This is a genomic window from Thalassobacterium sedimentorum (assembly GCF_031127905.1).
Lineage (GTDB): Bacteria > Verrucomicrobiota > Verrucomicrobiia > Opitutales > Coraliomargaritaceae > Thalassobacterium > Thalassobacterium sedimentorum.
This window is the reverse complement of the sequence record NZ_JARXIC010000122.1, coordinates 1-586: the sequence shown is the minus strand read 5'-3', so window position 1 is coordinate 586 and position 586 is coordinate 1. Positions and strand designations below refer to the sequence as shown.

The 586-nt window shown below is 53.2% G+C and carries 1 protein-coding gene; it reads left to right on the top strand.

Annotated features, from left to right (window positions below; translation table 11 throughout):
• The coding region (locus tag QEH59_RS18675; RefSeq protein WP_486679440.1) for a transposase at positions 1–586 on the top strand (586 nt) is incomplete at both ends.

Here is a 586-nt window from a genome sequence, read left to right as displayed (position 1 = left end):
CTAAAGCCAAGACGCGAAACAGTCCTGTGGGCGATGGGCTGCAAGAGGTGGCTTTTCCGCAAATCTACGCAAGTTCACTGGTCGAGTTGGGCGCTCACAACCCACTTGCAGTGTCCGTCGGTGCTGGTGGAGATTGTGAACTGAGTCTAGCGGCCAGCCTGCTGGCGCGGCTCGGGCCAGGCGACATGCTAATGGGCGACTGTCTTTATGGTGTTGGCTGGTTCTTACATCAACTCGTAGGCACGAGCCAATGCGGTGCATTTTTACTAAAAGTCTTCCATTCGCAGACAAGTTCTCCTGTTCGGCGACTCGCGGATGGCTCATGGATCGTCGAGGTCAAAGTGCGTAGCCGAACGCGCCCAGCCAAAATCATCGCCACTCATCGTGTGCGCGAAATACACTATGCCGTTGAGAGCACGAATGCGCAAGGTGAGCTGATCACTGAAACTTACAGATTATGGACGAACTTGATCGATTCCAGCGAGCATCCGGCCCAGCAAATGGCCGAGCTTTATAATACTCGCTGGGAGCACGAAGGCTACTATCGAGAGCTAAAGCTTGAAATGAAGAAACACAAATACCTGAG